Annotated in this window: 20 protein-coding genes and 1 pseudogene; 11 read left to right on the forward strand and 10 right to left on the reverse strand. The window is 69.4% G+C overall.

Annotated elements, in window-relative coordinates; translation table 11 throughout:
* The first annotated feature begins 244 nt into the window (after positions 1–244).
* On the forward strand, positions 245–874 hold the full coding sequence (locus ACFU8W_RS03330) for an alpha-ketoglutarate-dependent dioxygenase AlkB (protein WP_345520238.1): 630 nt from the start codon (positions 245–247) through the stop codon (positions 872–874).
* A 109-nt stretch (positions 875–983) separates the two neighbouring features.
* Positions 984–2222: a DUF4032 domain-containing protein gene (locus ACFU8W_RS03335; RefSeq protein WP_384031806.1), complete on the forward strand. Its 1239-nt coding sequence runs from the start codon at positions 984–986 to the stop codon at positions 2220–2222.
* Positions 2223–2342: 120 nt separating this feature from the next.
* On the opposite strand, the gene ACFU8W_RS03340 is transcribed toward ACFU8W_RS03335, so the two are convergent.
* Positions 2343–2942: a DUF4232 domain-containing protein gene (locus ACFU8W_RS03340; protein ID WP_384031808.1), complete on the reverse strand. Its 600-nt coding sequence runs from the start codon at positions 2940–2942 to the stop codon at positions 2343–2345.
* Between the two features lie 536 nt (positions 2943–3478).
* On the opposite strand from ACFU8W_RS03340, the gene lysA reads away from it, so the two are divergent.
* Positions 3479–4831 (forward strand): diaminopimelate decarboxylase, encoded by a 1353-nt coding sequence (gene lysA / locus ACFU8W_RS03345; protein ID WP_384031810.1) that lies wholly within the window; start codon positions 3479–3481, stop codon positions 4829–4831.
* A gap of 9 nt (positions 4832–4840) precedes the next feature.
* Positions 4841–5764: a LysR family transcriptional regulator gene (locus ACFU8W_RS03350; protein WP_345520230.1), complete on the forward strand. Its 924-nt coding sequence runs from the start codon at positions 4841–4843 to the stop codon at positions 5762–5764.
* Positions 5765–5783: 19 nt separating this feature from the next.
* Here the strand turns inward: ACFU8W_RS03350 and ACFU8W_RS03355 are convergent, their stop codons facing one another.
* From ACFU8W_RS03355 to ACFU8W_RS03380, 6 genes are all read right to left on the reverse strand, one after another.
* The gene (locus ACFU8W_RS03355) at positions 5784–6629 is read right to left on the reverse strand and encodes a serine hydrolase (protein ID WP_384031813.1); all 846 of its coding nucleotides are present in this window, start codon (positions 6627–6629) and stop codon (positions 5784–5786) included.
* Positions 6626–8245 (reverse strand): amidohydrolase family protein, encoded by a 1620-nt coding sequence (locus ACFU8W_RS03360; RefSeq protein WP_384031815.1) that lies wholly within the window; start codon positions 8243–8245, stop codon positions 6626–6628. Before ACFU8W_RS03360 ends, ACFU8W_RS03355 begins: the two co-directional genes overlap by 4 nt.
* The gene (locus tag ACFU8W_RS03365; protein WP_384031817.1) at positions 8245–9018 is read right to left on the reverse strand and encodes an amino acid ABC transporter ATP-binding protein; all 774 of its coding nucleotides are present in this window, start codon (positions 9016–9018) and stop codon (positions 8245–8247) included. The genes ACFU8W_RS03360 and ACFU8W_RS03365 overlap by 1 nt, the downstream gene beginning before the upstream one ends.
* Positions 9015–9986, reverse strand: coding sequence for an amino acid ABC transporter permease (locus ACFU8W_RS03370; RefSeq protein ID WP_384031819.1), 972 nt, complete (start codon positions 9984–9986; stop codon positions 9015–9017). The genes ACFU8W_RS03365 and ACFU8W_RS03370 overlap by 4 nt, the downstream gene beginning before the upstream one ends.
* Positions 9987–9994: 8 nt before the next feature.
* The gene (locus ACFU8W_RS03375; RefSeq protein WP_384031821.1) at positions 9995–10879 is read right to left on the reverse strand and encodes an ABC transporter substrate-binding protein; all 885 of its coding nucleotides are present in this window, start codon (positions 10877–10879) and stop codon (positions 9995–9997) included.
* A gap of 185 nt (positions 10880–11064) precedes the next feature.
* The gene (locus tag ACFU8W_RS03380; RefSeq protein ID WP_384031823.1) at positions 11065–11985 is read right to left on the reverse strand and encodes a LysR family transcriptional regulator; all 921 of its coding nucleotides are present in this window, start codon (positions 11983–11985) and stop codon (positions 11065–11067) included.
* A gap of 180 nt (positions 11986–12165) precedes the next feature.
* On the opposite strand from ACFU8W_RS03380, the gene ACFU8W_RS03385 reads away from it, so the two are divergent.
* The 7 genes and pseudogenes from ACFU8W_RS03385 to ACFU8W_RS03415 all read left to right on the forward strand — a co-directional run bounded on the left by ACFU8W_RS03385 (position 12166) and on the right by ACFU8W_RS03415 (position 19191).
* Positions 12166–12963, forward strand: coding sequence for an enoyl-CoA hydratase/isomerase family protein (locus tag ACFU8W_RS03385; RefSeq protein WP_384031825.1), 798 nt, complete (start codon positions 12166–12168; stop codon positions 12961–12963).
* A gap of 49 nt (positions 12964–13012) precedes the next feature.
* Positions 13013–14650, forward strand: coding sequence for an acyl-CoA synthetase (locus tag ACFU8W_RS03390; RefSeq protein WP_384031827.1), 1638 nt, complete (start codon positions 13013–13015; stop codon positions 14648–14650).
* Positions 14647–16005 (forward strand): MFS transporter, encoded by a 1359-nt coding sequence (locus tag ACFU8W_RS03395; RefSeq protein WP_384031829.1) that lies wholly within the window; start codon positions 14647–14649, stop codon positions 16003–16005. The genes ACFU8W_RS03390 and ACFU8W_RS03395 overlap by 4 nt, the downstream gene beginning before the upstream one ends.
* A gap of 814 nt (positions 16006–16819) precedes the next feature.
* A complete protein-coding gene (locus tag ACFU8W_RS03400; protein ID WP_384031831.1) occupies positions 16820–17776 on the forward strand; it encodes a histidine kinase in 957 nt (318 codons plus the stop codon).
* Positions 17773–18426 (forward strand): response regulator, encoded by a 654-nt coding sequence (locus tag ACFU8W_RS03405; protein ID WP_384031833.1) that lies wholly within the window; start codon positions 17773–17775, stop codon positions 18424–18426. The genes ACFU8W_RS03400 and ACFU8W_RS03405 overlap by 4 nt, the downstream gene beginning before the upstream one ends.
* Before the next feature lie 35 nt (positions 18427–18461).
* Positions 18462–18662: pseudogene (locus ACFU8W_RS03410) on the forward strand (RHS repeat-associated core domain-containing protein); the annotation flags it as partial.
* Positions 18663–18825: 163 nt separating this feature from the next.
* Positions 18826–19191, forward strand: coding sequence for a hypothetical protein (locus tag ACFU8W_RS03415; protein ID WP_384031835.1), 366 nt, complete (start codon positions 18826–18828; stop codon positions 19189–19191).
* 656 nt (positions 19192–19847) lie between these two features.
* On the opposite strand, the gene ACFU8W_RS03420 is transcribed toward ACFU8W_RS03415, so the two are convergent.
* From ACFU8W_RS03420 to ACFU8W_RS03430, 3 genes are all read right to left on the reverse strand, one after another.
* A complete protein-coding gene (locus ACFU8W_RS03420; protein ID WP_384031837.1) occupies positions 19848–21080 on the reverse strand; it encodes a CaiB/BaiF CoA transferase family protein in 1233 nt (410 codons plus the stop codon).
* A gap of 5 nt (positions 21081–21085) precedes the next feature.
* The gene (locus tag ACFU8W_RS03425) at positions 21086–22312 is read right to left on the reverse strand and encodes an acyl-CoA dehydrogenase family protein (RefSeq protein WP_384031839.1); all 1227 of its coding nucleotides are present in this window, start codon (positions 22310–22312) and stop codon (positions 21086–21088) included.
* A 481-nt stretch (positions 22313–22793) separates the two neighbouring features.
* The gene (locus tag ACFU8W_RS03430; protein ID WP_384031841.1) at positions 22794–22985 is read right to left on the reverse strand and encodes a hypothetical protein; all 192 of its coding nucleotides are present in this window, start codon (positions 22983–22985) and stop codon (positions 22794–22796) included.
* Positions 22986–23016: the final 31 nt, after the last annotated feature.

Below are 23016 nucleotides of genomic sequence, written 5' to 3' on the forward strand. Positions count from 1 at the left end.
TTAGACGATTTATGCGCTACGTGTCGGTAATCAGAGCCAAGGGGTAGGGGGGTCGAGAGGTGTGCGCTGCGCATTCATCCGCTGTTCCCGGCGTGCGGGATGCCCGGTGCCCGCCGGGGCGGCCCCGCAGGGTGTCCGGCCCGTACCGCAGCGCCCACCTGTAAACGTCCGGGCGCCCGCGGAAGGCGGAGGTGTGGAATCTTTCCTAATAGTGCACATGTTCGAATGCGGGTAGGCTGCAGGTATGGCACCGCACCAGCTCCAGGGGTCCCTGTTCGATCAGGGCGACGACGCGTTTCTGCACCCACTGGACGGGCTCCGCAGAACGGGGCTCGACGACGGCGCCTGGATCGATCTCCTGCCGGGCTGGCTGAGTGGCGCCGACGCCCTGTTCGAACAGCTGGCCGCGGACGTTCCCTGGAAGGCCGAGCGACGGCAGATGTACGAGCGGGTCGTGGACGTCCCGCGTCTGCTCGCCTTCTACCGTGCCGGCGAACCGCTGCCGCACCCCATCCTCGACGAGGCGCGGCGGGCGCTCTCCACGCACTACGTCGCCGAGCTCGGTGAACCGTTCACAACAGCCGGCCTGTGCCACTACCGCGACGGGCGCGACAGCGTGGCCTGGCACGGCGATCGCATCGGCAGGGGCGCACGCGAGGACACGATGGTCGCCATCCTGTCCGTGGGAGCGCCCCGCGACCTGCTGCTGCGCCCGTGCCGCGGCGGCGATGTCGTCCGGCGGTCGCTCGGACACGGCGACCTGATCGTGATGGGCGGTTCCTGTCAGCGGACCTGGGAGCACGCCATCCCCAAGACCGCTCGGGCCGTGGGAGGGCGCATCAGCATCCAGTTCCGGCCGCACGGAGTGCAGTGACCGCTCCCGATCACGATCACTGTGCGTGCGCTTCCCTCGCCTTGGTCACGGGGCGCGCGACTCGCTACGTCACACTGGTGATCCCGTCACCGAACCAGCGAGGCGACCGATGGCTTTGCAGTTCAACGCCACCAACCCCGAACACCCCGCGTTCCTTCTCGAACTGCCCTGGCACCTACCGCTCGAGGAATGGGCGGAGAAGCATCTGGTGACGCTGCCGCGCGGCATCTCCCGCCACGTCGTGCGCTACGCACGAGCGGGGGCCGACGTGGTGGCCGTCAAGGAGCTTGCCGAACGGCCGGCGGTACGCGAGTACGAGCTGTTGCGCACCCTGGCCAGGCTCGGGATACCCGCGGTGGACCCACTCGCGGTGGTCACCGGGCGCACCGGCACCGACGGGGAACCGCTGGAACCGGTGCTGATTACTCGTCATCTCAACGGGTCCCTGCCCTACCGCTCGATGTTCGAGACGACCATGCGCCCGACCACGGTGCACCGGCTCATGGACGCACTCGCCGTACTGCTCGTCCGGCTGCACCTGGCGGGCTTCGCCTGGGGCGACTGCTCTCTGTCCAACACGCTCTTCCGTCGGGACGCCGGCGCCTATGCCGCCTACCTTGTGGATGCGGAGACCGGCGAGGTGCACAGCCAACTCAGCACAGGGCAGCGTGAATACGACATCGATCTGGCCCGGGTGAACATCAGCGGAGAGATGCTGGACCTGGAGGCCGCAGGTGCGCTCCATCCCTCGGTGGATCCGATCGCTTTCGGCGCCGAGATCTGCCGGCGGTACGAGGAGCTGTGGAGTGAGCTGACTCGTACGTCGGTCTATCCGGCCGGCAAGTACCACTACATCGAACGTCGCATGCGTCGGCTCAACGACCTCGGCTTCGACGTCGCCGAGATGCAGATCGCCAACTCCCCGAACGGCGACACGATCACGTTCGTCCCCAAGGTTGTCGACGCAGGCCATCATCAACGCCAACTGCTGCGCCTCACCGGGCTCGACGCCGAGGAGAACCAGGCCCGACGACTCCTCAACGATCTTGAGAGCTGGATGGCGACACAGGAGGACTACGCGCCGGGCGATCCGCTCGGCGCCCGTGCAGAGGTGCTTGCCCACCGCTGGGTCCGCGAGGTGTTCAGACCCACGGTGCGTGCTGTTCCGCTGGAACTCCGGAGCTCGATGGACCCGGCCGAGCTCTATCACGAACTGTTGGAACACCGGTGGTACATGTCCGAGCGCGCACAGCTGGACATCGGTCTGGAGGCGGCCGTTGCGGACTACATCACCAGTGTTCTTCGTCGCCCCGAGACCGAAGTGCCGTCGGCGAGCGATTCCCCGTAATCGGCGTGACCTCGTCGACGCGGGAGAGGTACACGCTTTCGCTCTCCCCGCCGACGGTGCCGGGGCATGCCGGAACGCGGCCCGTCCCCATGAGGGCCACCCCGGCCGGTCGCCCTTCCGTCAGCCGCTCACCGCTGTCGTCCTGAAGAGGCCACCGCAGATGAGGGGCTGGGTGGTGCGCAGGGTCAGGGCCTCTCGGGAACCGGGCGGGTAGACCCGGAGAAGGTCGGGCCGGTCCCAGCACTTCGAGCCGTTGATCCCCCGGTTGAGCGTGTGCAGGGTGACTTCGGCTGAGCCGCCGGCCCCGATGACGGTGGCCCGGCCGGCGGCGCCCTCGCGGCCGGCGGGCGTGCCGATCACGCTGCCGTCGCGCCTGATCAGGGAGACCCCGGGGAAGCCGGTCAGGGTGCAGGAGTCCGAGGACTTGTTCACCAGCGTGAGCCGGTAGTGGATCTGGCCCGCGCCCGCGTCGCCCTGCCTCAGGCTCATGGTCAGCTCCTCGGCCGTGCAGCGCCCCGGACCGCTGCCGGTGGCCGGGGCGGACGTGGCAGCCGAGGCGATCGGAGTGGCGGCCTTGGTGGGAGCGGGCTCGCCGGGGGCGATGGGCACATCCGGGGCGGTGCTGCCGGGGGCGGACCTGCTCGATCCCGCGGGTTCGGCCGAGGGTGAGGCGCCGTCGTCGCAGCCGGTGGCGCCCACGGCGAGGGACGCGACCGCCACCGGGACGAGGGCGTACCGGCGGAGCCCGCGCCCCCTCCCGCCCGGTCCGCGCCCGCGCGGACGGAAGGATCGTGGGGACAATGGCGTGATGGTTCGCGGAGTGGAGTCCATGGTGCTCGCCTGCTCGCTTCCGTGCTCCCTGAATCATCCACTCCGGTGCGGGAGTACGACTCCGGACACCGGTCCGCCCCCGGTGGGAGCAGCGGCCGGGCCGGCGGTGGACCCCACGGGTGCGGACGTCCCGGCCACGCCGGCCGGTCCGGCCACGTCGTCCGAACTCCCCTTCGGCCGCCCGCCACTCCGAGATCCGGCGAGCGGCCGTTCGGGCAACGTCACCGGATCGGACGTCGTCATCGAAGGAGGACTGATCACAACCTTGTGACGGAAGTTCCCCGGCCCGGTACGAGGCCCTTCCCACGACCCTCGACGCGACCTGACCGTCGAAATTCATGAGGCTCAGCCACAGAAGAATGCGCTTTTGTGACCCCTCCTGCAGGCCCCAGGATGGCGGAAAACCGGCCTGCGGGGAGGGAACCATGTCGTCAGCCATCGAAACGGGTCTGCTGCCCTTCACTTCCGAGATCCGCCCTGAAGGGCTCGCCGTCGGAGGCGTCCTGCTCACCGAACTGGCGCAGCGGTTGGGAACACCGCTCTTCGTGTACGACGAGGAGCACCTGCGCCGACGCTGCCGGGAGGCGGTCGCTGCCTTCGGCCAGGGCAACGTCGCGTACGCCTCCAAGGCATTTCTGTGCACGGCCATGGCCCGACTGGCCCACGAGGAGGGGCTGTTGCTCGATGTGGCCTCCGGCGGCGAGCTGCGGGTGGCGCTGCACGCGGACGTTCCGGCCGGACGGATCGTGCTGCACGGCAACAACAAGGACGAGGCGGAGCTGCGCACGGCGATGTCAGCCGGGGTGCGGCACGTGGTGGTCGACAGCTTCGACGAGATGGACCGCATCGAGCGTCTGTACGCAGAGGAACAACTGCCGCCCACCCGGGTCCAGTTGCGGGTGGCGCCCAGTGTCGCCGCAGGCGCACACGAGGCGATCCGCACCGGTGGCAACGACTCGAAGTTCGGCTTCGGTCTCGTCGGCGGAACCGCCGCAGCCGCAGTGCGGCGGGCCGCCGGTTCCCCGGCGATGATCCTGGAGGGCGTCCACGCGCATGTGGGCTCCCAGGTGCTGGACACGTCGGAGCTCGCGGCAGGAGCCGCGGCCGTTGCTCGGTTTGCCGCGGAGGCACGGGTACACCGGCTCACCGTCGGTGGCGGCCTCGGTGTCGCGTACGAGGCGGGGCAGACCGTACCCTCGTTCGCCGACTGGGCGGCCGGGGTGCGCACCGCGGTGCTCGATGCGGGCTGGGGCGGCGACGTGACAGTGGAGCCCGGCCGGTCCATCGTCGCCCGCGCGGGGCTGACCCTCTACCGGGTGGGCACCATCAAGCGCATCGAAGGCGTGCGGACATACGTCAGCATCGACGGCGGCATGAGCGACAACCTGCGCCCCGCCCTGTACGGCAGCCGCTACGAGGTGTTCCTGCCGCGCCGCCCCCGCGCACCGCGACCGCTGCGGGCACGGCTGGTCGGCAAACACTGCGAGAGCGGCGATGTGATCGTGGAGGATGCCGCCCTGCCGGCCGAGCTCGCGGTGGGTGATCTCCTGGCCACGCCGGTCACGGGCGCATACGGGTATGCCATGGCGTCCAACTACAACAAGTTGCCACGTTCCGCTGTCGTCTTCGTGTCCGATGGCCGCGCCCGCATCGTGGTGCGTCGGGAGACCGAGGAGGACCTGCTGCGTCTGGACGTGGACGAACCCGCCGAGCCCGTTGCGCCGCCGGCGACGGTAGGGTCGGGTGCCGGGGCGGCGCGGTGCGTCGGCACGGCCTAACCTGACCCGATGCTGAACAGTGCTCGACTGCTCGTCCTGCTGGAAATAGCCCGCACGGGCACCATCGTGGCCGCGGCCCAGGCGCTGCATCTGAGCCCGTCCGCCGTCTCTCATCAACTCGCCCGGTTGGAGCAGGAGCTGGCGGTGGCGTTGGTGGAACGTCAGCCGCAGAGCCTGCGGCTGACGGCGGCCGGTGTGCGACTGGCCGAGCACGCACAGGCTGTCGCCGACCTGATGGCCATCGCACAGGACGATCTGCGGGCGCACTCCGAAGGCGACGCCGGGGTACTGCGGCTGGGCTTCTTCGCCTCATCGGGCCTGGAGCTGCTTCCTCGGGCGCTGTCGGTCTTCGCCGCCGAGCGGCCCCAGATCGAGTTGGAGCTGATCCTGGGGCAGCCGCACGAGCTGGTGCCCGATCTGGAGGCGGGCCGGCTGGATGCGGCGGTCGTCTTCGAACATCCGCTGGACCCCTGGTGCCGGCAGGCGGCCGTGGACGTGGAGATGTTCTTCGACGAGCCGCAGCTGGTGGTCCTCCCTTTGCGGCACCGCCTCGGGCGGCGCACCGCGGTCCGGCTCGCCGCCCTGGAGGGGGAGAGCTGGATCGGTACGCGCGGCGGCCACACCGGCGAACCGGTCCTGGAACGCGCGTGTGCGGCCGAGGGGTTCCGGCCGCGGATCCGCTGCCGCAGCGATCACTACCAGGTCACGATCAACCTGGCCCGCGCGGGCATGGGTATAGCGCTGGTCCCGGCCCTCGGGCTAGGCGACACCACGGGTGTGCACGTCTGCCGCCTGGACCATCCCCGACTCCACCGGCGGATCGGGGTCGCTACCCGGCCCACCAACCGCAACCCGCTGCTGCGGATCTTCCTCGCGGAGCTGCGGTCGGCCGCCGAGGAGATCCGGGCGTTGCTGGATATGCAGTGGGCCTGACCGGTGGGGCGTACCGCGCTCATTCGCCCGCGCTGCGTCGGGCACACGCCGCGAGGGTGCGGCCGACGTCCCGGATGGCATGCACCGCGGCCCGCTCCGTGCTGGGGCCCAGCACCGGGTCCCAGTGCGCCACCACGGCGTACGCCAACCGGCGCGCACCGACGATGACTCCGGCATCGGCGCGGACCCCGGTGTCGGTGCCGGTCTTGTTCGCCACCAGAAGCCCGTCGGGCAGGGGATTCGGGAAGCCGGGGGCATACGGGTCGTGGTCCACCAGGGCGGGGACCAGGCCGTGGTCGGTGTTGGCGCGCATCCATTGCAGGAGCCGTGCGGAGGCTGCCGGGGAGCTCAGCGTGCCGCGCATCGCATGAGTCACCAGCCGTGCCAGGTCCCGTGCGGTGCCGGTGGCGAAGACGGGCGGCACATCAGGGCCACGGATGTCACGGACCTTGTCGTGCAGTGTGAGGCGGTCGAGCCCGAGTTCCTCCGCCAGCCGGGCCGTGGACTCACGCCCCACCAGGCGGAGCAGCGCGTTGGTGGCGGTGTTGTCGCTGACCGAAGCGGTCAGCCAGGCCAGGTCCTCGACGGTCCAGCCGCGCCTGCTCATCCGGCGCAGCACCCCGCTCCCGGCGGCCATGTCCTCGTCGAGGACCTCGACGGGCCGGTCGGCGAGCAGCTCCCCCGTGTCCAGCCGACGCGAGACCTCGGCGAGCAGCAGCAGCTTCGAGGCGGACGCGACCGGCAGCACGGTGCACTCGTCGGCCCCCGTCGTCTCGCCGCCGTCGATGTCGACGGCGGCGACGGCCAGGGTGAGCGGTAGCGCGGCCGAACGCCGCACCGCCGCGGCCACTTGGGCCAGACTCATCGGATCCTCACCACTTTCCCCGCCCGCGCCGCGGTCGGGCAACCGCCCCTCACCGCGACCTGTCCCGCCACCACGACGGTATCGATGCCTTCGGGCGCCAGCAGCGGTCGGTCGAAGGTGGCGGTGTCACGTACCGACGCCGGGTCGAGGACGACCAGGTCGGCGAGGGCGCCGTCACGGACCACACCGCGGCCGGTGAGCCCGAACCGCCGGGCCGGCAGACCGGTCATCTTGTGCACCGCGTCCTCCAGCGGGATCAGCTGCTGGTCGCGGCCGTAGTGGCCGAGTACGCGGGCGAAACTTCCCGCCCAACGAGGGTGCGGGCGACCGGGTTTGGGGACGCCGTCCGAGCCGATCATCGACAGCGGGCTGGCGAGCACCCGCCGCACGTCGTCCTCGCGCATGGAGTGACTGATGATGGTCACCTCGCCCTGCTCGGCCAGCAGCAGGTCGCACGCGTAGTCGACCGGGTGGACGCCGCGCCCGGCGGCGAGGTCGGCGATGGTGCGGCCCTCGGCCTCCGGGTGCGCCTGCGCGGCGGCCACGGTGATGAGGTCCCAGCCACCGTTGCCCACGGTGTTCTCCCACCCTTTGACGCCCTGAGCGATGTCCGTCCGGATCCGGTCGCGCGTATCGGCCCGGCGCAGTCGTTCCAGCAGGGCGCCGACGCCGCCCTCGCTCGTCCATGGTGGCAGCATGGCGTGCAGGACGGTGCTGCCCGCGGTGTACGGGTAGACGTCGCACAGCACGTCCACCCCTTCGGCTCGGGCCTGTTCCAGCCGAGGCAGGGTGCGCAGTGTGGCGCCCCAGGCGTGCCGGCCCGCGGTTTTGTGGTGGGAGATCTGCAGCGGGACGCCGGAGCGCACCGCGATCTCCAGGGCTTCTTCCAGGGCGGTCTCCACCTGTGACATCTCGTCGCGCAGATGGGTGACGTATGGCTTGCCGTGACGCGCGGCGACTCCGGCCAGCGCGACGATCTCCTCGGTGTCGGCGTAGATGCCGGGCGGGTAGATCAGCCCGGTGGACAGGCCGGCCGCACCCTGGCTGAGCGCCCGGTCGAGCAGCGCACACATGGTGTCCAGCTCGTCGGGCCGGGGCGGGCGGGCCTCGAAGCCCATTACCCCGGCGCGCAGCGTGCCGTGGCCGACGAGCGAGGCGATGTGGGTGCGCCGCAGGGCAGGATCCTGTCCTGCGGCGAACGAGTCGAAGTCCACTGCGGGCCGGACACCTCCGAGCCCGAACGTCACCCTGAGATGGTCGGTGAGTGAAGGCAGCCGTTCCGGCAGCGAAGGGAACAGGCTCGTCCCGCAGTTTCCGCAGATCTCCGTGGTGACGCCCTGGAGCAGTGGTGCGAGGCGAAGGTCGTCGACCGGCTCCGCGGTGCCGTCGGCGCCGAATGGCGCCGCCAGGGCGTCGGAGTGCGTGTGCACATCGATGAAGCCGGGCGCGATGACCTGGCCGGCCACATGGAGCGTCTCGGTCGCCGCGGCCGGGGTGCCCGCGGGAAGCACGGCGACCCGTCCGTCCACCACCGCGATATCCGCGTTCCTGGCGGGCGCGCCGGTTCCGTCGACCAGTGTGCCGCCGCGCAGCAACAGATCCACAGGGCGGCTCATCACAGCACCGTCGACAGGAAGGCACGCGTGCGCTCGTGCCGCGGCTCGGTGAACAGAAGCTTCGGGCTCCCGGCTTCGACGACGGCACCCTGATCCATGAACAGGACACGGTCGGCGACCTCGCGGGCGAAGCCCATCTCGTGGGTGACCACGACCATCGTCATACCGCTGCGGGCCAGGTCGCGCATGACGCCCAGTACCTCGCCGACGAGTTCGGGATCGAGGGCGGAGGTGGGTTCGTCGAAGAGCATGAGTGCCGGCTCCATGGCCAATGCACGGGCGATCGCCACACGCTGCTGCTGCCCACCGGACAGCTGCCCCGGGTAGTGGCCCGCCCGGTCCGCAAGACCGACATGGTCCAGCAGCTCCCGGGCCTGCTTCTCGGCCTGCTTACGGGAGAGACCCTTGACGGCGACGGGCCCCTCCATCACGTTCTGCACCGCCGTGCGGTGCGGGAACAGGTGGAACCGCTGGAACACCATGCCGATCCGCTCGCGCTGGCGTCGGATGTCACGGGCTCGCCGCTCGCGCAGGATGCGCCCGGACGGGCCGTGCTGCTCGTAGCCGATCAGCTCACCGTCCATCCACACCCGCCCCGCGTCGATCTGCTCAAGGTGATTGAAGCAGCGCAGCAGCGTCGACTTCCCGGACCCGGACGGGCCTATGACGCACAGCACCTCACCGCTGCGGACATCGAGATCGATGCCTCTCAACACCTCGGTGTCACCGAATCGCTTACGGACCCCACGGGCCCTGAGGATCACCTCGTTCATGCCGCCGCCTCCTGCCTGTCACGCCCGGGTACGAGATCCGTCAGGATCCTGCGCCGCAGCGGCGGGGCGGCGCCCGGGCTGTAGCGGCGTTCGACGGCATGCTGGCCGATGCTGGCGAGCGTGGTGAGTACCAGGTACCAGAGGGAAGCCACCAGCAGCAGCGCCACCACCTCGAAATTGGCGAGGTAGAGGTGTTGGGAGACGGTCATCAGATCGGCGCCCGCGATGACGGAGACCAGCGAGGTCGTCTTGAGCATGGAGATGAACTGGTTGCCGAACGGCGGGATGATGACCCTCATGGCCTGCGGAAGGATGATGCGGGACAGGATCTGACGGTTCGACATGCCGATGGACGCACCCGCCTCGCGCTGGCCGGGGTCCACGCTCTGAATGCCCGCCCGAACGATCTCGGCCATGTAGGCCCCCTCGTTGATGGAGAGTCCGAGCAGGGCCGCCACGAAGCCGGTGATGACCTGGTTGGACTGCCAGCTGACGAGTTTCGGGCCGTCGAACGGGACACTGATGCTGATCACCGGGAACAACAGGGCCAGGTTGAACCAGAAGATGAGCTGTACCAGCAGCGGGGTGCCCCGGAAGAACCAGGTGTAGGCACCGGCGGTGAGACGCAGAACCGGACTGTCGGAGAGCTGCATCACCGCGACGAGTACCCCGATGACGATGCCGAGAGCCATCGAGACGAGCGTGAGCTGAACGGTCACCCCGAGGCCCTTGAGGATCACGCCGTCGAACTGGTACTTGGCGACGATGTCCCAGTGCAGGTTGGGATTGACGATGACGGTGTAGGCGAGCCACACCGCGAACAGCGCGGCGGCGAGGACCGCCAGCCAGCGTCCGGGACGGGGGCGCCGGGTCACCTGGAGGGAGAGGTCGTCCTCCGGCGGCGTAACGGCGGTGGGGGCTGCCGGTGCCGCACCGAGGGCGGCGCCATGGATCTTCCGGTCGGTCATGTCCGCACTCACTGCCCGTCGTTGACGGTGGCCTCGGGCACGGCGCTGTCGCCGACTCCCCAGGTGTCGAGGATCTTCCGGTAGCCGCCGTTGTCGATCAGTTCCTGGAGGGCCATTCGGACGGCGTCACGCAGTCCGCCCTGGCTCTTCGCGGTCGCGATGCCCCAGGGGGCGGTGCCGTACTGCGTCGGCAGAACCTCGTACGCGCTGCTCTTCTTTGTGAACGTCCTGGCAACGGGATAGTCGACGATGGTCGCGACCGCGCGGCCGCTGTCCAGTTGCAGCAGCCCGGTCGGCGCGTCCTCGCTCTGCGAGATCCGCATCTTCTGCTTGCACTTGGCGTTCTGCTCCTCGCCGATCTGGAGGTTCGAGCTGCCCTTGGCGAGAACGACGGTCTTTCCGCACAGGTCCGTGAGGGACTTGATGCCCTGCGGGTTGCCGTTCTTCGTCATGATGACGCCGCCGGTACGGAAGTAGTCGACGAAATCGACCGCCTGGCGCCGCTGGGCACTGTCTGTCATGGACGACATGACCAGGTCGAAGCGTCCGGACTCCAGACCGGGGATCAACCCGTCGAAGGCGGCGTTGGTGAGTTCGAGCTTCAGCTTCAGCCGCTCGGCGATGGCCTTGGCCAGGTCGGGGTCGACACCTGTCAGCCGGGTGGTCCCGGGCTCGTACATCTCCATCGGCGGATATCCCACCGCGGTGGCCACCCGCAGCACACCCTTCTGCCGGTACTGCGCGGGGAGCAGCTCGGCTGCGGTCCGCCCGGTGGCGGCCTGCGAGGAACTGCCGGACGGGGCGTCGCCCTGGCCGGAGCGTCCACATGCGGTGGCCGCGAGAGCCACCACGGCCAGGGCTGCCAGACAGCGCAGAGAACGGGGACGATTCATCAGATTTCTCCCTCACGGGGTGGCGGTGCGCCGATGCTGGCAGTCGCGCCCGGGTGAATGGAAGATGATGAAGCTATTCACGCCTGACCATCGAAATCTGTACGGGTCCCCGAATCCCTGCGGATGAGGACCCCGAACGGGAACGGGGCGTCGCGTGTCACCCTCCGGGCGGCCGGCCCGGTGCGTCATCCGCCCGAAGCCGTGTCCGCGATGTGGTGGCCGGCCTCGGCGAGGCTCTCCGAGACTGCTTCGGCGAACGAGGCGATCGCCTCGTTGTGCCGGCTCGGCACCCACACCACCGAGGTCAGCCAAGCGAGCGTGTCCCTCTCCAGCGGCCGCCACACAAGCCCGTCGATGAGCGGTGTCGCCGGGGCCTCGTTGAGGTGGATGCCGCGCCCCGCGAGCACCAGCCCGTGCACGAAGTTGGGATTGCGCGCGTGCCTGATCGATCCGGGCAGGAAACCCTCGTCCCGGCAGATGGTGAGCATGTGGTCGTAGAGGCGCGGCGCCATCGCGCGCGGGAAGATGACCAGTGGTGCCCCGTCGAGATCCCTCAGCCGGACTGTGCCGCCGCCCGCCGCCGCGGAATGGTCCGCCCGCAGTACGACGCCCAGTTCGCGCCGCGCCACAGGTCCCGATTCCAGGCCCACCGTGTCCGACGGGTGCCGTACCACGCCGGCATCCAGCTCACCCTCGCGCAGCCGGGCCAGTTGTTCGTCGGTGGTGAGTTCATGGAGGTCGATCAGCACATCGGGCACTCGGTCGGCGAAACCGGCGGTGAGGGTCCGCAGCACTGTCGGGCCGGTGTCGGGCGGTACGCCGACGCGCAGCACACCTGCCTCACCGGGACGAATCCTGCGCATCGCCTCCCGCGCGGTGTCCACCCCTGCGAGTACCGGCCGCACATGCTCCAGGAGCAGCGCCCCGGCCTCGGTCAGCTGGACGCGGTGCCGCGTCCGGTCGAACAGCCGTACCCCGAGTTCGCGCTCCAGGTCGCGGATGCGCTGCGACAGCGGCGGCTGGGCCATGTGCAGACGTTCCGCCGCCCGGCCGAAATGCAGTTCCTCGGCAAGGACGGCGAAGTAGCGCATGTGACGGAGCTCCATGAGCGGACCATATCGCTCCGATATCACCGCCAGTCCCAATTGGTGTTGGCCGGATCACATCCCTCCCTGTTTGCATGACTGCTCACGGGAAGCCCGCTCGCGGACATCCGCCCGTAACTCCGGCTCCCCGGTGGCCCCGCCGCCTTCTTCCCCTGCCCATCGCGAGAAAGGCATGCCGTCATGACCGAGAACAGCACCGTCGTCGTCACCCACCACCCGGTGACGGACACAGCCGCCGATGCCTACGTTGCCGAGGTCACTCTCAACCGTCCCGACAAGCTCAACGCCTGGACCGGCGGGATGCGGAGCCGACTGGTCGCGGCGCTCGACGCGCTGGGGGACGACGAGCGCTGTCGCGCGGTCGTTCTCACCGGCGCCGGGCGCGCGTTCTGCGCCGGTCAGGACCTTGCCGAGACCGCAGCGATCGACCCCGACGACCACGCGGCCGCCGAGGCATGGATCGACGACTTCGGCCGCCTCTTCCGCGCCGTACGCGGCCTGGACAAGCCGGTCGTCGCCGCCGTCAACGGTGTGGCAGCGGGCTCGGGTTTCCAGTTCGCCCTGCTCGCCGACTTCCGCATCGGCCACGCCGCCGTCCGGATGGGGCAGCCGGAGGTGCTGTCGGGCATCCCCAGTATCACCGGGATCTGGGCCATGCGGGGCATCCTCGGCCGGGCGAAGACCGCCGAGTTCGCGCTCGGCGGCCGCCTCGTCGACGGCATCGAGGCTGAGCGGCTCGGTCTCCTCACCCGCCTCGTCGCACAGGACGAGGTCAAGGCGGAAGCGCTGGCCGAGGCGGCCCGGCTCGCCGCGCTCCCGCCCGGCGCGGTCGCCCTCACCAAGGGCCGGCTCCGCGAACTGGACGACGCGGGCCTCGACGACGCGATCGAGGCGGCCAAGAAGGTGCATACCGCCGCCTACGCAACGGGTGAGCCCCAGCGCGAGATGGCCCGTTTCCTGGCCGGCCGCCGCCGCTGAGTCCGCCGTCCCCGCGTCCCCGCCCCTCATCCGCAGGAGAGGAACCCTCATGACCACCAGCGTCACGCCGCATACCGGCGCGGCCTCCGACGGCGAGAGCGCCTACCGCCGTCTCGTCGAAGAACACCGGTGGACCGTCCCCGACCGGTACAACATGGCCGCCGATGTCGCCGACCGTCATCCCGGCGACCGGCTCGCGCTCGTCTTCGAAGACCACACCGGCCACCGCGAAGAGGTCGTCTGGCAGCAGATCCAGGACCGCTCCCGGCAGGTCGCCGCCCATCTGCACGCGCTCGGCGTACGCAAGGGAGACCGGGTCGCGGTGCTGCTCCCGCAGCGTCCCGACACCCCGGCGACGTACCTCGGCGTCCTGCGTACCGGCGCCGTCCTGGTGACGATGTCGCTGCTGTGGGCCGACGAACCCATCCGCTACCGGCTGGCCGATTCCGGTGCTGCCGTTCTGGTCACCGAGACCTCCGCCGTCGATCGCGCCGCCGGTTTCGGCGGCACGGTCGTGAACGTCGACGACCCGGCGATCAGCGCACTGCCCCCGGTGTACATCACGGCCGACACTGCCCCGGACGATCCGGCGCTGATCTTCTACACCTCGGGCACCACAGGTGCCGCCAAGGGCATCGTGCATGCCCACCGGACCCTGCTGGGGCACAACGAATTCCGTCACTGCCACGATCTGCGACCGGGCGACGTGTTCTACGGAGCCGGGGACTGGGCCTGGTCCATGGCCAAGCTGATGGGCCCCCTCCGCGCGGGCGCCGTGCACCTCGTGTACCGGCCGGCCGGCGGCTTCGACCCCGCCGGGCTGCTGGCCGCCATGTCCCGTAACAAGGTCACAACGGCCCTGGTCAACCCGACCTTCCTGCGTAAGATGATGCAGGATGTCCCGGATGCGGGCAGTCGTCACCCCCAGTCATTGCGGGTGGTGTGTTCTTCGAACGAGCCGCTCACCCCTGATCTCATCGAGTGGTTCCGTGCCCAGTTCGACGTCACCCTGCTGGACTACTACGGGTCCACCGAGTCCTACCCGCTGCTCGGGAACTTCCCCGGCGTACCGGTCAAGCCCGGCTCGATGGGCCGTCCGCTGCCTGGCTGGGACGTGGCGCTGATGGACGCCGACGGCCATGAGGTGCCGGTCGGGCAGCCGGGCGAAATCTGCCTGCGTGCCCGATCCAACCCCCAGTTCCCGCTGGGGTACTGGAACCGCCCCGAAGCATCGGCCGAGTCGTTCGGCGGCACCTGGTACCACACGAAGGACCAGGCAGTCATGGACGAGGACGGGTACTTCTGGTTCCTCGGCCGGACCGACGACGTCATCAAGACGTCCGGCTACCGTGTGGGGCCGTACGAGGTGGAGGCCGTGCTGCGCGGTCACCCCGCGGTCGCCGACGCCGGAGTCGTCGGCGTGCCGGACCCGGTGCGCGGACAGGCCGTCAAGGCCTGGATCGAGCTCAGCTCCGGTTACGAACCGGACGAAGCCCTGGCGCGGGACATCACCCGCTTCGCCCGCGCCGCGCACTCGCACTTCGCCTATCCGCGCCTGATCGAGTTCGTCGGAGAACTCCCCCGCTCAGCCACGGGAAAGATCCAGCGAGCCGCTCTTCGCGCCCGTGACCTCAGCCCCGTCGGCCCCGACGCCGCGGTGCCACCCCGGAAGGACGGACGGACATGACGACCGACAGCGGTGCCCCGATGTCGCCTCCCCTGCCTGCTACGTCCGCGGTCCCCGAGACCGCCAACACCCCGGGCGTGCGCCGCAAGGTGGCCACCGCGACGGCCATCGGCAACTTCGTGGAATGGTTCGACTCGGGCGCGTACGCCATCATGTCCGCGACCATCGCCGGGCTCTTCTTCCCCCAGTACGACAAGACAGCGGCCCTCCTGGCCACCTGGGCCGTCTTCGCCGGCGGCTTCATCGCCCGCCCCCTCGGCGCCGCGTTCTTCGGCCGCTACGGCGACCGCATCGGACGCAACCGCATGCTCGCGCTGAGTGTGCTGTGCATGAGCGGTTCGACCCTGCTCATCGGTCTGCTGCCCAGCTACGCGACTCTTGGCATCGCGGCCCCCGTCCTGCTCTTCCTGCTGAGGGCCATGCAGGGCTTCTCCACGGGTGGCGAGTACACCGGGGCCTCGGCGTTCATCATGGAGTACGCCCCCGAGGGCCGCCGGGCACGCTATGCCAGCGTGGTGCCGCTCACCGTCGGATTCGCCTCCGTCGCCGGTGCGTTGACCGGCCTGCTGATCACCTCGTCGCTCGACGAAGCGGCGCTGAACAGCTGGGGCTGGCGCATTCCGTTCCTCCTCGCCGGGCCGCTCGGTCTCATCGGCCTGTACCTTCGCAGTCGTATTCAGGACACCCCGGTCTTCCGGGCCCTGGAGAAGGGCGACGTGGTGCAGGAGGCGCCGCTGCGCGAGGCATGGCGGGTCTGCCGTCGGCAGGTACTGACCCTGTTCGGCTACAGCATCACCAACGCCGTCGGGTACTACCTGATGAGCAGCTACATGATCGCCTACATGTCCGAAGAGGTCGGGTACACCAAGTCGGAGGCCATGCTCACCAGCATGGTGGCCATGCTCGCGTACAGCCTGGCCTGCCCGCTGATGGCCGCGGCCAGTGACCGGTTCGGTCGCAAACCGATGCTGCTTGTCGCGTGCGGCGGCTTCACCGTGGCCACCCTGCCCGCTTTCTGGCTGATCGGTACGGGGCTGACAGGCGCGATCGCGGGCACGATGGTGCTTGCCGTACTGGTCGCGGTGATCGGCACCTCCAATGTGCCCGCGATGGTCGAGATGTTCCCCGGCCAGCTGCGGGCGAGTGGTTCGGCCATCGGCTACACCGCCGCGTACGTTCTCTTCGGCGGCACCGCCCCCTTCGTCGCGACCGGCCTGGTCTCCCTGGGCGGAACTCCCCTGGCCCCCGGCTTCTACCTGATGGGGCTGGCGCTGGTGTCCGTTCTGGTGGTGCTCTTCTCCTTCCGGGAGACGCTGCACCTGCCGCTGACACGCACCACCGTGTACGAGAAGTAGCGCCGTCCCGACGAGCGGCGGTGGCCGGCCCGGAGCTCCGGGCCGGCCACCGCCGTGTGCTCCTCGTTTTCGCCGTACGGGGTGATCTCGTGATCGGCGTGGAGCGTTCCTGCTTCGAAGTCGGCCGACTGAAGGCCGAGCTCGCCCTCACCGCTCCTGCGGAGATTCCCCGGCCGGGTGCGACCAGGGCCTCTCAACCGGGTCGTGAGTGCGAGCTCCGGGCAATTTCCTAGCGGACGGCGGCGTCGCCGTGAGGTGTGCAGCGCGACCGCGTCCGCCTCGAACTGCCGCTCGTACCCGCGGTTTCACTGGCCGAGTTCGCGTGCCTGCCACTCGTCTCGAGACCGGTGAAGAGGCCGTGGGAGACGTCGCCCATGTCCCCCCGGCTCGTCGTCCTCGACCACACAGTCGGCCGACCCCTTCGCCGGAGTCGCCCGCCATTCTGTCGGTCGGCCCGGTTCAGCCTCATGGCTGACGGCCGCCTTCTCCGCGGCCAACTCGTCCTCGAACGACGTCGTCGACACCCTCCGTGTCCCTGATCGGAAAGCTGCCCTGCGTGCCATGCCACCCACGTGATCAACAATCCACCCCAGGCGATCGATCATATGTATGGGTTCTTCACGCGCGAGCGTCATAGCGCCTTGCCCACGCGAAGGGCCACGTCAGCGGGAGGCGGGGGGACAGAAAGATGGGTGGCAGCATGTATGGAATCGTCGATCATGGTCGACAAGGCTTGCTCCGAAAACGGCCCCCCGGTACGGGGGAGGTCGACGCTGTGCGCAAAGCACCGCCCGGGGCAAGGGGGAGACGGGGCGTGTCACTGTTCTGGCGGATGTTCCTGTCGAACGCCATTGTGCTCGTGATCGCGACCGGGCTGCTCATCGGTCCGTGGGTCACGGTGTCCAGCCCGGTCCTTGTGCACGAGGCGCTGGTGCTGTGCGGGGGGCTGATGGCGATGCTGGTGGCCAACGGGCTGCTGTTTCGCATCGGGCTCGCTCCTTTGAAGCGTCTCACCAAAGCGATGGCTGATGCGAATCTGCTGGAGCCCGGTCAGCGTGCCCGGGTCACGGGACGTGGCGAACTGGCGGAGCTGACGGAGTCGTTCAACGTCATGCTCGGTCGTCTGGAGAGCGAGCGGGCCGAGAGCAGTGGCCGGGTCCTGTCGGCGCAGGAATCCGAGCGCCGACGGGTCGCCCGCGAGCTGCACGACGAGGTCGGGCAGACCCTGACGGCCGTCATCCTGCAGTTCAAGGGCATCGCCGACCGAGTACCGACGTCTCTGCACGAGGAGGTCGTCACCGCGCAGGAGACAGTACGGGGCAGTTTGGACGAAGTGCGGCGCATCGCCCGAAGGCTGCGGCCGGGCGTGCTCGAGGACCTCGGCCTGCCCAGCGCCCTCAGGGCCCTCGTGACGGAATTCTCAGCGCCCGGCGTCACCACGAGCCACCGGGTGGACGGCTCCCTGACAGCGCTGGGAGCGGAGGCCGAGCTTGTGCTGTACCGCGTGGCCCAGGAGGCGATGACGAATGCGGCCCGCCACTCCGGAGCGAGCAGGATCGGTCTCGAACTGCGTACGGCAGGTGGGCGGGCCGTGGAACTGACGGTCAGCGACAACGGAACGGGCCTCCGCCATGCGGCGGAGGGGGCCGGACTGCAGGGCATGCGCGAACGCGCCCTTCTCCTCGGCGCGGCCCTCACCCTCACCTCCCGCGATTTCGGCGGCACCACCGTACGGCTGCGAGTTCCGCTGCTGACAGAGGGAGCCACATGAACACCCCTGCACGCATCCTGCTGGCCGACGACCACGCCCTCGTACGGCGGGGCGTACGCCTCGTCCTCGAGTCGGAGCCGGACCTGACCGTGGTCGGCGAGGCAGATGACGGCGCCCACGCGATCGAGCTGGCCCGAGATGTGGATGCCGATCTCGCCGTCCTCGACATCGCCATGCCACGCATGACGGGCCTGCAGGCAGCTCGTGCCCTGGCGAAGTCCCGGCCCGATCTCAGGATCCTGTTCCTGACCATGCACGACAGTGAGCAGTACTTCTTCGAAGCCCTCAGGGTGGGCGCCTGCGGATACGTCCTCAAGTCGGTGGCCGACCGCGACCTGGTGGACGCCTGTCGGGCGGCGATGCGAGATGAGCCGTTCCTCTACCCGGGCACGGAGACCGCGCTGATTCGCCACTACCTGGACCTCGTCCGCCGCGGGGAGGCGCTGCCCCGCAGGCCCATCACCGAGCGCGAGGAGGAGATCCTCAAACTTGTCGCCGAGGGGCGCTCGTCGAAGGAGATCGCCCAACTCCTGGTGATCAGCGTCAAGACCGTCGACCGGCACCGCGCCAACCTGCTCCAGAAGCTGGGCATGCGCGACCGCGTCGAGCTCACCCGTTACGCCATCAGGACCGGCCTCATCGAGCCATAGCCGGCGTCAGGTGCCGCCATCTCCCAGACCTCGCCGGCCAGGCCGCGACCCGCTACAGCTGGCTCGGCGCCGAACAACGCTCCACCGAGACCCTCACCGGCCTCACACTGATGGGTGTTCGCCTCTACAACCCGGTCACCGGACGCTTCCTGTCCACCGACCCCGTCTACGGCGGTGGGGCCAACGCCTACGCCCACCCTGCCGACCCGATCAACAACTTTGACCTCGACGGCCGGAAGGTCCAGGCCAAGTACAACAAGAACTCCAGCTTGGCGTGACCCATGCTGTTCCCGGCTGCGGGACGTACGCACCCCCGGTCGGGAACAGCTGTATGCGAAACCGAACCATCAGAGAATCTTCGCAGGCGATGCAAGTGAAGCGACCCAAGGATTGAGTTAGATGCCGGCACCCACGTACATCTACATATCGCCCTGGCTCCTGGCGGCAATTCTGTTTATTGCGGCGGAGGTCCGCGACCGCGTGTCCCGCCGGGGTCACCCGCAAGACCGCACCCACAAGCCGCTCGAGATCCGATGGATCTCGGCGAGCATTTTTGTAGGCGGGTCCTTGATCGGATCAATTCTCGGCGGCTTGACTGGTTCCGAATTCCGCACGACATGGGTTGCGCTCTACACGGTCGCTTCTCTCGTCGTGTTCATTGCGCTCACGAGGCTCCTCGGGCGATCCCCCGGGGTGACAGCCAGCGCGATGCTGTCTGTCTGCGCTGCTCTTGTGTCCTTCCTCCTCGTGAGCAGCGTCGCGTGAATACGGCACGCGAGCCGCAGCGTACGTCGCCACCCTGACGGCAACGCGCGCCGTCTCCGCAGCGGGGTCGGGGTCGGTGGCTGTGACGTCGAAGCCTCGGGCGAGATAGTGCGTCGCCCAGCTCGCACCCGATGGTGCCGGTGCCGACGATCGTCACGCGGTGGACGGGTTTGTGTGCGTTCATGGCCGGCCACTGCTCCTGGGAGTCGGACACGGGCGGTGGGGGAGGGACGCAGCCGGCGTGGCCGGCATCAGCGGCCGTGCCGGACGGGGGCGCGCTTCTCGGCGAACGCCCGCGCGCCTTCCCGCGCGTCCTCGCCGGCGGCCGGCGCGCTCGTGAGCTCGTCCTGGCGTCTGAACGCGTCGCTCTCGTTCAGGCTCTGGGTTTCGCGCCGGACCTCCTTGACGGCCGCCGGCGCGAGCGGTGCGTTCCGCGCGACGCACCCCGCCTGCTCGCGGGCTCCGTCCAGCGCGGCGCCGGGTGCGGTCAGCTCGTTGACGAGCCCGTACTCCTTGCAGCAGGGGCAACTCGCCCTTGGTGAACGCCTTCAGGTCCATGCCCGCGCTGAACACCCCGCCCGCGCCCGTGAGTACGCCGACCGACAGCTCCGGGTCCGCGTCGAGCAGATCCACGGCCGCCGCTTCGGGTGCCGTGCTCATCGTGGCTCCTGCGCTTCCGTCGTGCCGGGGATCGCTCCCTGGGTACGCAGCTCGGCGATCTCGGCGGGGCCGAATCCCAGTTCGGCAAGGATCTCGTCGTTGTGCTCGCCCAGGTCCGGTGCCCGCTTGGCCGGGACCTTCGCGACACCTCGCAGGTTGACCGGGCTGTTGACGGTGTACTCCAGCCCACTGACTCCCTCCAGCGGTACGACGATGTCGTTCGCCCGTAGCTGCGGATCCTGCGCGGTTTCCTCCGGCGTCTGGATGAGGCTGTACGTGATGCGTTCCCGGTCCAGGGCCTCCTTCCAGTGGGCGAAGGGCCGCGAGTGGAACTCGGAGTCGAGCAGCTCGGTCAGTACGGCGGAGTTCTTGACGAAGCCTTCGATGTCCGCGAAACGGGGGTCCTCGAGCAGCTCCGGGTGACCGATGGCCCGCGTCAGTCCCGGCCAGTGCGGGGGTGCGGCGACCAGCATGAACCATTCGTCGTCCGCGGTCCGGTAGGGGTTGACCAGCGGGTTCGCCGGCGCCTTCCGGTCGTGGAGACGGAACGGCGTGCCGCCTGCGAGCGCGCCGGCCACGAGCGTTCCCGTGGCCCAGACGCCCTCGGCAAGCAGCGACGTCCCGACATCGGCCCCCTCTCCCGTCCGCTCGCGGCGGTACAGGGCGGTCACGATCGCCGCGTAGATCCCGATCGCCGACATGTAGTCGCCGCTGCCCCAGACCGGCACCGTCGGCGGGGCTCCGGCATCGCGGGTCGAGGCCAGCAGCCCGCTGCGCGACCAGTAGGCGGTCACGTCGAAGCCCGGCTGCCCGGCGTCCGGGCCGGCATCCCCGAAGCCGGTGATGTCGGCGTACACGACTCGTGGGTTCCAGCCCGCGACCTCGTCGTAGCCGAGGTGCAGTTTCTCGCGCGTGCCGTGGGGGAAGTTGGTGATCACCACGTCCGTCCATTCGACGAGGCGCTTGAGGATCCTGGTGCCCCCCGGGGACTTCAGGTCGATCACCATGCCGCGCTTGTTGCGGTTGGCGAGATGCCAGCTGTAGTTGGCCTGAGCCCGGGGACTGGGCGGGAGGGAGCCCAGCCGTCGCTGGGGATCGCCCTGTCCCGGCGGCTCGACCTTGATCACATCCGCTCCGTAGTCGGAGAGCACGGTGGCCGCGGCCGGTCCCGCGATGAAGCTCGACACGTCGAGGACCTTCAGACCGGTGAAGACGGATTCGATGGTCATCGTCATCACCTCACGAAGGCGCTCAGGCCGCCGGTCACCGCGCGCCCGACGATGAGCGTCTGGATCTCTCGTGTCCCCTCGTAGGAGTAGAGGGCCTCGGCGTCGGCGACGAAGCGGCCGATCTTGTAGTCGAGGACGATGCCGTTGCCGGCCAGCAGTTCCCGCGCCCACCCCACGTTCTCGCGCATCCGCACGGTGCAGTAGGCCTTCGCCAGGGCGGACTGCTCGTCCCGGTAGACCCCGGCGTCCTGCAACTGGGCCAGGCGCGTCACCATCCCGCACGATGCCGTGGCATTGCCGAGCATCTTCACCAGCAGGTCCTGCACGAGCTGGAAGCCCCCGATCGGGCGGCCGAACTGCTCGCGCTCCTTCGCGTACTGCAGTGCGATCTCGTAGGCGCCGAACATCACTCCCACCGCCTGCCACGCCACCCCGCTGCGCGTCTGGCGCAGGATCTTGGCGGTGTCCTTGAACGAGTTCGCGTTCTGTAGCCGGTTGGCCTCCGGAACACGGCAGCCGTCCAGCACGATGTCGGCGTTCTGCACGATCCGCAGCGCCATCTTGTTCTCGATCTTCGTCGCGGTGAACCCGGGGGTGTCCTTCTCCACGACGAAGCCGAGCACCTGACGGGTCTCGACATCGCGGGCCCAGACGACGACCAGGTCGGCGAACGTCGCGTTGCCGATCCACCGCTTGGCTCCGTCGAGGATCCATTCGTCGCCGTCGCGGCGCGCGGTCGTTCGTAGGCCGCCTGCCACGTCGGAGCCGCCGTGCGGCTCGGTCAATGCGAAGGCGCCGATCTTCTCGAAACGGCTCATCTCCGGGAGCCACCGCCGCTTCTGTTCGTCGGAGCCGCAGGTGAGGATGGAGCCGATGGCCAGACCCGTGTGCACACCGAAGAACGTTGCCAAGGACGCGTCGGCGTGCCCGAACTCCAGCGCGATGAAGCCCGCGAAGAGGTTGCTCGGCCTGGACTCCGGGGAACTGGGGTCGGCCCAGTCCACCAGACCGAGCCTCCCGAAGCCCTCGACCAACTGGAAGGGGAATTCGGCCCGGGCCCAGTAGTCGTCGACGATCGGGCCGGCCTGCGTGCGGAGAAACTCGCGGACCGACTCGATCTTCTCCCGATCGCTGTCCGACAGCAGTTCCGCGTGCGAGTAGAAGTCGGCGGGCAGCAGCCCTGTGTCCAGATAGGGACCGGACGGTGTCGGCAAGGTCGTTGCGCTGCTCATTGCAATCTCCCTTCGAGCGCTGTGGGGCATGGCTCGGAGTTCCGAGCCGTCAGCGTCTTCCGGGACCGGCGTCTCGGTCGTCCGGCGCGATTAAATGCGGAACCAGGGCCGGCCCACCGGACCCGCGCCGCTCCGGGGTGCCGTTGTCACCGCGGACCACCCCAGTGGCCCGTTGCCGACCGGTGCGGGAGAGGTGTGGCAGGACTTCGAGGACCGCGTGCCTGCCCGGTGAGCGGCTACCCGAGCCGGTGCGTCGTTGGCGGGTCGAGTGCGCAGGTGTCCGCGACCGCGGTCCAAGGCGCCTGATCGACGACCAGTTGGCGCAACACGCGCAGTTCATGGGGGTATTCCAGCCGAGCACACCGACCACCACTTCTTGGTGGCCGTGAGCGGTGGCAAAGCGGCCGTCCGACGGATTGCCGGAGATGACTCGCAGGGACGCGTCGGGCGGGAAGATGCCGTACGCCTGGATTCTGGTGTCCTACTGGTGGGTCCAGAAGCAGGGCACGGGCGCGAACGGGGTGGCGTCGCCGAACAGGTTTCCAGCTGCGGCGATGGCCCGTTCGGTGGCGTTCATCCGGTGCCCCACCTGCACGCGGGTGCCGAAGCGGGGGTTCTGCCAGGAGGCGACGTCGCCGACGGCGCAGAGGCCGGCTGCGGCCTGGCACAGCACGTCGCACCCCCACCCCGTTCACAGGGTCAGG

The organism is Streptomyces sp. NPDC057565, from assembly GCF_042801455.1.
In the GTDB taxonomy this organism is placed as follows: Bacteria; Actinomycetota; Actinomycetes; order Streptomycetales; family Streptomycetaceae; genus Streptomyces; species Streptomyces yanii.